Origin of the sequence: Rhodospira trueperi (assembly GCF_900101965.1) — a bacterium.
In the GTDB taxonomy this organism is placed as follows: domain Bacteria; phylum Pseudomonadota; class Alphaproteobacteria; order Rhodospirillales; family Rhodospirillaceae; genus Rhodospira; species Rhodospira trueperi.
This window is the reverse complement of the sequence record NZ_FNAP01000015.1, coordinates 66,792-74,684: the sequence shown is the minus strand read 5'-3', so window position 1 is coordinate 74,684 and position 7,893 is coordinate 66,792. Positions and strand designations below refer to the sequence as shown.

The following is a 7,893-nucleotide window of genomic DNA, read 5'->3' as shown; positions in this document are numbered from 1 at the left end:
TCTTCAGCCGCGCCGTCTCCACCACCTTCAGCTTGGCGGCGATGAAGTCCAGGATCTCGGCCACGTCCTCGCCCACCAGACGCAGCGGCCCGCCGTAGGCCGGACACTGCTCGCCCGGGTCGAGAACGATGCGCTCACGCGGGGTGTCCGGCGCCACCTTGGGCTTGCCGCGACGGCGCGGTGCGGTCTTCTGGGACGACTGGCCCGGGTCCGATGCTGTCTCGCTCTCGGGGGGCGGGTCGGTCTCCTCGTCGTCCGCCGGCGCGGGTTCGGCCACCGCCCGCGCCACTTCGAGCCCCTCCAGGGCCAGTTCCAGCTGCGCGATCTCGCGGTCAATCTTCTCGGAACTGCGCCCGAACTTCTGCCGCTTCAAGCGGGCGATGCGCAGCTTCAGCGCCTCCACCATCGCCTCGTAGGCCCGCAGCGACGTCGCCATGCGGCTGACCTCCTCGGTCTTGGCCAGCAGCATCGCCTTCAGGACGGCGGGATCGTCGGGCAGGGTCTCGGGCGTCGGCGTCATGGCCAGAGTATACCCGGTCGGGATCCCCAGCTCCAGCCCTATCTCTCTGATTCCGTTCGGAGATTCACACCACGCGGGCCGGCGGCGCGGTCCACGCCGGGCGCCGCCAGTCGATCCCCTCCCACAGCATCGCCAGTTGGGCCGGCGTCAGCCGCACGGTGCCGTCCGCCGGCGACGGCCAGGGGAAGCGGCCATGCTCCAGCACCTTGTAGGACAGGCAGAAGCCCTGGCCGTCCCAATACAGAAGCTTCACCCTGTCGCCACGACGACCCCGGAAGGCGAAGACCGCGCCCGACGCCGGATTCTGCCGCAAGACCTGCTGGGCCGCCGCCGCCAGGCCGGCGATGCCCTTGCGCATGTCCGTCACCCCGCAGGCCAGATAGACCCGTACCCCGCTGCCCGGCCCGATCATGACGCCTCCGCGATCCGGATGACCCGGGTCAGGACGGCGTCGGGGACCTCCGACGTCACCCGCACCACACGGCCGTTGCGCAGCACGATCTCCACCGGGTCGACCGTGGCACGGCGTGTCGGTGTCGGGTCGTCGGGTGCCAAGACGGCGGCGGCGTCTCCGATGGTCGGAGCCGGACCGATGGGCGTCCCCAGTTCGCCGTCCCGGTTGCCGCACCCTCGAGATGTCCCATCCTCATCCACCAGGGTGACGGGCAGGAACAGGCCCGGTTCCCCCGACGCCAACAGACCCTTGCGGCGCAACTCCCGGCGCCAATGATAGACCTGCTGGCGCGAGACATCATGGCGCCGCGCAACCTCCGCGACCCGGCCCGGCGGCCCCGCCGCCTCGTCCACAATCGCCATCTTCTGCGCGACGGACCACCGCCGCCGACGTTCCACACCCGTCAGGATCTCCTGGCGCATCCCACCACCCGCTTGCTGACGTCAGTAACGACGTCGTTACCGACGTCCGTAACGACAAACGCTACTCGTCACGCGCCAGCGCGCAAGGCGGCCCAAACCGGCCGCTTACGGTTCTCACCGGACGGATACCCTGCCAGACCGCCGCCGCCTAATCTTCAAGCCCCTATCCCGGCGGCCCCGAGCGGCCGGTTACCATCGGCGAGGTGGCCATCGACAACAATCCGGCCGAGCGGCCCACACCGGCCGATCACAACCAGACCGATTGATTAGCGGTTGTCACCCGAGGTATTCTTCGATTGGGCCATCAACCGCCGATAACGCTGGGAGATGTCAGGGGGGATGTCGTCACTGCGCTCCCAGTACTTGCGTAGAGAGAGGCTGCGCCTGGGTGCGAGCGTGAATGATTCGCCAATGTTTAAGCAGGCGCGAAAATATCTGGATTCACTATATGATGCAAGAGATTTTTCAAGAGCAAGGTAGCTCTTCATGAGGCGTCTCTGGTTTATTGTTAGTCTGCCGTAGTCGTCGGTATTATGCTTCGATTTAATTGTTTTTACGGCTGAGTGTACGGGCTTGTATTTTGTTCCGGTTGAGGGCGCTATGATAGCGCCTGCCTCGCGGACCACCCGCAGCGTCCCGCCTTTTGCCGCGAAGCGCAGCATCCAATCGAAGTCCTCGAGTCGCCGCAATCGTGCATCGAATAGCCCAACACGCTCAATGGTCTGTCTGTGCAGAACGAGCGTTGATCCGGGGCACATCCAACACCCCGATACGAAGATCGAAACCGCACAGGCCTCTTGCGGGATCCGAAGCTGCAAACGGTTTGTGATGCCATTGCGTAGGTAAAAAGAGGTTGCGCTTGCGATCAATCCAGTTCCGCCCTTGGCGTCGAGCGATAAAAAATCGCTTATCTGTCGCTGCAACTTATTTGGCAGCCAAATATCATCTGAGTCGAGGAAGGCAATATAATCTCCGCGACTTGCCAAAATGCCTGCGTTGCGTGCTCCGGCCGCGCCCAGGTTCTTCTCAAGCCGCAGGACCTTGATACGGTCGTCGGAACTGGGAGCCTCAACAGGGTGCGGAGAAGCGTCGTCAACGATGATGATCTCAAAATCCAGCGGCTCTTTGATTTCTTGGTCCAGAACTGATTGAACTGCAAGGGAGAGAGTGTTCCGGCGTCCGAATGTTGGAATAATGACGCTTATCACGGTGGGCGTCTTTCCTAAAAAAGAAAGTAGATTGAACTTTTTTCCACGTTCGCCCTGGTTTCACTAGGGCGCTTCGCGCAGGTTTTGGCTTGCTCAGCGCAGCTTAGCCAATTTATATTTCATCGGACCGTCATCGCGATGCTTTTCGGATCGCTCTGGTTTGGCTTCGGAAGGGCGGATCGCCTGTGCGGGGCGTCGGTCGATCAGCGTTTGCGAGAGGCATTGGCTGGACGTCGTGCACGGACTGCGTCAGACGGCGGGGGGCTTTCTGGCGACGAGCCTGACCTGCTTCCATCGCGTCTCAACGCGTCCTTGAAGCCGAGCCAATGCGTGGAATACCCGCCAGCCGAACCGCTTCACGATCTGTTCATAGCGCCGTGGCCATGTGTGGATGAACAGACCGCACTGTTCCACCTCGAACCCGGCATGCTTGAAGAGGTTGCCAAGATTCATCGGGCTCCAGGAATAGAGATGCTGGTTGATGTCGGACGGGTCGAAGTCGACCCTGTAATGGTCACACGGGACCACGATGACGACGCGTCCGCCTGGCTCCAGAACGCGCAGCATCTCAGAGGCGACGGCGAAGGGGTGCTCGACATGCTCCAGCGCGTGATTGGAAACGATGAGGCTTGCCCACCCGTCCGAGATCTCGGCGAGGGACGCCACGACCTTGAGGCCATGCCCTTCGGCTGCCTGGCGCGCGGTTGGGTTGACCTCGACGCCGACCTTCTCTTGGCAGTTCATGTTGGCGAGAAGAAACCCGCCGCCGCAGCCGAAATCGACGACGCGATCATCCGGCGTCAAGAAGGGCTCGAACTTTATGAGGTTGGCAACGCCACCGAACGCGCCGATGTTCTTCTGCCAATCGAAGTAATCAGAGTCGTAATGTTGTTCAGCCGTCATGCGTTTCATCCAACTCGTTACGTCGGGCGTCCAAAGCGGTCGACGATCTCATCGTACCAATCCATGAACGCCCGGGTCTGGACCGACAGGTCGTATCGGTCTCGCGCATCGCGTCTCGCGTTTTCCGACAATCGGTGCCGGAGGTCATCCTGGGTCAGCAACGTTTCAGCGGCCCTCGCCATGGCACCGTCGTCACGATGGGGGACGAGAACCCCGGTCTCATTCCCGGAAACCGTGTGCGGATTCGTCGTGTCGCAGCCGGGAAGATCGAGAGCGCGGATCTGTTCCGGAATTCCGCCCACGGCGGTAGCGACAACCGGGAGACCAGAGGCGAGCGCTTCCAAGATGGTTGTCGGGAAGTTATCGGTATGCGCCGCATGAAGATAGAGGTCGGCGGCATGATAGGCATCCTGGATGAGCCGCTGGTCGTTCGTCAGGCCGAGAAAGCGCACGTCCAAATCGGCTGCTTCGGGATCGTCCCCCGCGTCGCCCAATGCCAGGAGGATGACATCGCGGTCCGGAAAGGCCTGGGTCAGCCGACGCACAGCCTGCCGGATCGTCGGGTAGTCCTTGAAGGCGTTGCTTCGCATGCTGTTGGCGGAAAACAGCACCACATGGGCGTCATCGGGGAGTCGCAAACGGGACCGGGCGGCGGCGCGGTCGCCGGCCTGGAACGCGGCCGTGTCGATGCCGTTCGGGATCACGCGGCGTTCCGCGATGGCGGGCGCCACCATGGACCGGTCCACCCGCGCCATGAGCCACTGCGAGGGTGTACTGACGAACAGGCGGGAGTCTTTAAAAATATCCGCCTTGCGGCGCCAATTGGCGGCCGTGTTGTCGCGGCGCAGCGGAGGGTAGCGATCAAGGTCGGGGCACTGGCCGCACCCCGTCGTCCATCGTTCGCATCCCATCGTCCCGGCGCAGTGGCCCGTGAGCAACCACTCGTCGTGCAACGTCAAGACGAGCGGGACACGACGCGACACGTGCGGCAAGACCCGGAGGTCGAAATAGCCGTGATGCAGGTTGTGGGCATGCAAAACGTCTGGGGACCGAGGGGAGAGCTCAAGAATTTTGCGTGTGTGCGGTCGATGGAAGGGTTCGCGGCCCCACATCCAATCGACGGCATCCACGGGCTGTTCGGCGAGGCGCGCGCTCCGCTCCAGGGGATGCCCGAGGCGATACGGCAGCCTGCGCGAAAACCTGGCGAGAGCCCGACAGGCTCCGCGCCACAGAACCGAACCTCCGCCGCTGTCTGGTAAGGGCAGAACGGCGGAATCGTCCGTCAGCTTTCGGTTCACCAGCAGCCAGCTCTCCCGCCCCGCCGAGCGCGCGGCCTGGACCATGCTGCGGGCAATCACCTGAGCGCCGCCCCCGGCATCTGCTTCGTTGACATGAACGATGCACCGTGCTGGCCGAGACGACATCAGAGCCGATCCTTGCTCTTCTCTCGGGCTGGGTCGGCATCGGTGGGATCAGACTCGCCTTGCCTAAAAAGAGAGTTGATGGTGTAGACGATCAAACGGTGTAGTCTATAGGGCAGGTAAGGCCTGACTAACGCATAAAGGCGGACCAGCACGGAATAAAGAATCTGCACCACCATCCGCATTGCGCTCGGTTGGGGGATCTTCACGTATCCTTTTTCCGGCCACAGCGGATGATGACGCAGGCGCCGAACAAGAACCCAAAACCGGGGCATCGGCCGCAGGCCCGCCTCGTCGAGGCATTCATCCGCCGATAGGATCGTATAGTCGGCGGCACGGAAATCGTTGGTTTCGATTGCCGCAAGCGCGCGATTGGCGTCCGCCTCCGGGCCTTCCCATTTATTGCCCTTGCCTTGCGGCACATGCCTGTAGCCGTGGTTCTGGTGCACGATCCTGCACACCGCAGAAATGTCCACCACCGGAATGCCCAGCCGTTTCGCCTGCATGATCAGCCAGTTGTCCCAGCAGGGGCGCCCTACGGCGAAGTCCGGCAAGGCAAGGGCCGTCGCCTTTGAGAATGCGAAGACGTCGATGCCGTCCGGCGCCTCAAGCTTACCTTCCCGGCGCATGCACCTGCCCAACTCGGCCCAGCCGCGATCATCGAACGACAGGCGCGTTGTTACGTCAAGGTTCAGGCGCTGCACGACGACGAGAAAACGCTCGCGCTCCTGAACGACGCGCCCAATCGCCGTCACGAAATCCGGTCGCAGAACGATGTCGGCGTTGATGTAGGCCAGAACCGGGTTCTTGGCCTTTTCGCGGGCTTGGTCGAAGATGTCGCTGAGCAGCGGCGTCCCCTGCTCGGTTCGCTTGACGTCCGGAACGTGGCGCAAGCCGCGCCGCTGTGCCGCCTCCGCCGTCCCCGGGTCGTCCCCAAACAGGATGACCTCAACACTCGGCCCGAGCGCGCACCAGCTGTCGAGCGCGTTCTCCTGGATCACGGCCGTGTGTCCCTCAAAGCGCTTCGCGGTGCTGAATAACGTGATCATGCGGTCGCTCTTTTGGATGCAGCGTGGCGCGCCGCCAGCGCCTCAAGATCTCGGACCCACAGCTCCAGCACCAATGCCTTGAAGGACAGTGGCACAACCGACTGACTCGGAAACGGTCCTTTGGAGAGCTGGGATGCCGCCGGGGCCGCGAGAACCTGATGGGAAACGAGGCGCCCATTCTCTAAACGGCCGCCCAGGGAGTCGAATATTCGACGATGCCACTGATCAGTCGGGGGCGTAAATCCTTTCTTGGGCCGCGACAACACCCAGGATGGCAGCAGATCGGCCGCAGCCGCCTTGAGCCAGCTTTTCGCGGACAGATGGTCGTCTCGTTGCGCCTTTCTCAGACCGATCACCGTTTCCGCGAGGCGATAGTCCACGAGCGGGAGACGCGTTTCCACCGAGGAACTCATGCCCAGTCGGTCAGCCTGCGTCATGCCGTTTTCGAGGAGATACGTCGAGCAGAGGAGATCGGTCACCAACAGGTCCGGTCGATCCCACGGTCGCGGTACGCGGAAGAGAGCGCCCGGATCAACGCCCGCCAGGGCCTGCCGCCATGATTTGCTGTAGAGTTGCTCCACTTGACCTTCAGCGGAGCGAAACACCGGGGCGACGTCATAGAACGGCAGGCGATCATCCGCAGCCTGCGGAGGCCGCGACCGGTGTGCGCTGCGCCATGACGACAGAAGTCGCCGCAGACGACCGGATGGGGCCGGCGTGTCGAGCAGGCTGTTGACGTCTTCACCGCGCTGCTTTCGCTCGGCCAACTCGACGGCGCGGCGCGCCCATTCGTACCCCCAGAACAACTCGTCGCCGCCTTGACCCAGAAGCAAGACCGGTACGTCGGCATCGCGCGCGGCTCGCATGACGGCCCGATAGCCTTCGCCGGAGATGTCGGCGATGGGATCGTCGCGTTCGGCGATCAGGGATTCGAAGCTTTCCGGGATGGCGTTTTCGTTGATCTCGATCTCCTGTACCGGCAGGTCGAGGTGCCGGGCCAGGGCTATCGCATCATCGCGTTCGTCGGTTGCCGGGCGACCCGAGTACCCGACGGTAAAGGCCGTCAGGGGCCTGTCGGCATGGCGTACGGCGAGGGCCGCGACGATGCTTGAGTCGAGCCCGCCGCTCAAGGCGACGCCAACCGGCACATCGGATCGGATGATGAGCCGACCGGTCTCGTCCAACACCCTCCCGATTTCGCTTGCCGGATCAGCGTCAATGGGGGGGCAGGAGAGCAAGTCCCAATAGCGGCGCTGCTCAACCACCCAACCGTCGACATCAATGGTCAGGAGGTGCCCGGCGGGCAGCTTCCGCACACCCTTCAACGGGGTTCGCGGTTCCGGAACATACGAGTAGTGGAAATACTCGTGAACGCTGACCGGGTCCAGATCGACCGGCGCGACGCCGGCGGCGACAAGGGCCCGGAGTTCGGAGCAGAAGGTCAGGCCGCCGGGACGCTCCACAAGATACAGCGGTTTTTCGCCCATGCGATCCCGCCCCAAAACCAAGCGTCGCTGGGCGCGGTCCCAGAGCGCGAACGCAAACATGCCGCGCAACCGCGAGACGCCAGCCTCACCCTCCATTGCGTAGGCGTGCAGGATGGTCTCAACGTCGCCATTGGTGACGAAGTCGACGCCCGCCGCCGCCATCTCGGCACGAAGCTCTACATGGTTGTATATTTCACCATTGGCTACCAAAACATAGCGATCATCCCGACTGTGGATGGGCTGCGCCGCGCCCTCGAGATCGATGATCGCAAGCCGGCGCATCGACAGGGCGACGTGGTCGTCCGCGAAATGCCCCTCGCCGTCCGGGCCACGGTGACGCAACAAGGCGCACAACTGAGCTGCCGTGCCGGCGTCATTGTCCGCTCCGGAGCTGATGCTTCCCGCAATGCCACACAAGGCTAGGCCCCC

At 63.2% G+C, this 7,893-nt stretch carries 7 protein-coding genes and 1 pseudogene; all 8 read right to left on the bottom strand.

What is annotated here, in order from left to right:
* Positions 1–394, bottom strand: a pseudogene (locus BLS85_RS16140) (IS66 family transposase); the annotation flags it as partial.
* A 190-nt stretch (positions 395–584) separates the two neighbouring features.
* The gene (tnpB, locus tag BLS85_RS16135) at positions 585–932 is read right to left on the bottom strand and encodes an IS66 family insertion sequence element accessory protein TnpB (RefSeq protein ID WP_092787773.1); all 348 of its coding nucleotides are present in this window, start codon (positions 930–932) and stop codon (positions 585–587) included.
* Positions 929–1,396 (bottom strand): IS66-like element accessory protein TnpA, encoded by a 468-nt coding sequence (gene tnpA / locus BLS85_RS16130; RefSeq protein ID WP_092787772.1) that lies wholly within the window; start codon positions 1,394–1,396, stop codon positions 929–931. Before tnpA ends, tnpB begins: the two co-directional genes overlap by 4 nt.
* A 266-nt stretch (positions 1,397–1,662) precedes the next feature.
* Positions 1,663–2,604, bottom strand: coding sequence for a glycosyltransferase family 2 protein (locus BLS85_RS16125; RefSeq protein WP_092787771.1), 942 nt, complete (start codon positions 2,602–2,604; stop codon positions 1,663–1,665).
* A gap of 249 nt (positions 2,605–2,853) precedes the next feature.
* Positions 2,854–3,516, bottom strand: a complete 663-nt coding sequence (locus BLS85_RS16120; protein WP_092787770.1) for a class I SAM-dependent methyltransferase — start codon at positions 3,514–3,516, stop codon at positions 2,854–2,856.
* 8 nt (positions 3,517–3,524) lie between these two features.
* Positions 3,525–4,931: a glycosyltransferase gene (locus BLS85_RS16115; RefSeq protein ID WP_092787769.1), complete on the bottom strand. Its 1,407-nt coding sequence runs from the start codon at positions 4,929–4,931 to the stop codon at positions 3,525–3,527.
* Positions 4,931–5,977, bottom strand: a complete 1,047-nt coding sequence (locus tag BLS85_RS16110; protein ID WP_092787768.1) for a glycosyltransferase family A protein — start codon at positions 5,975–5,977, stop codon at positions 4,931–4,933. Before BLS85_RS16110 ends, BLS85_RS16115 begins: the two co-directional genes overlap by 1 nt.
* Positions 5,974–7,881, bottom strand: a complete 1,908-nt coding sequence (gene asnB, locus BLS85_RS16105) for an asparagine synthase (glutamine-hydrolyzing) (RefSeq protein ID WP_092787767.1) — start codon at positions 7,879–7,881, stop codon at positions 5,974–5,976. Before asnB ends, BLS85_RS16110 begins: the two co-directional genes overlap by 4 nt.
* Positions 7,882–7,893: the final 12 nt, after the last annotated feature.

Excerpts from the sequence above, each read along its gene's own strand:
- tnpB (WP_092787773.1), bottom strand. The coding sequence starts at position 932 with ATGATCGGGCCGGGCAGCGGGGTACGGGTCTATCTGGCCTGCGGGGTG.
- tnpA (WP_092787772.1), bottom strand. The coding sequence starts at position 1,396 with ATGCGCCAGGAGATCCTGACGGGTGTGGAACGTCGGCGGCGGTGGTCC.
- BLS85_RS16120 (WP_092787770.1), bottom strand. The coding sequence starts at position 3,516 with ATGAAACGCATGACGGCTGAACAACATTACGACTCTGATTACTTCGAT.
- BLS85_RS16115 (WP_092787769.1), bottom strand. The coding sequence starts at position 4,931 with ATGTCGTCTCGGCCAGCACGGTGCATCGTTCATGTCAACGAAGCAGAT.
- BLS85_RS16110 (WP_092787768.1), bottom strand. The coding sequence starts at position 5,977 with ATGATCACGTTATTCAGCACCGCGAAGCGCTTTGAGGGACACACGGCC.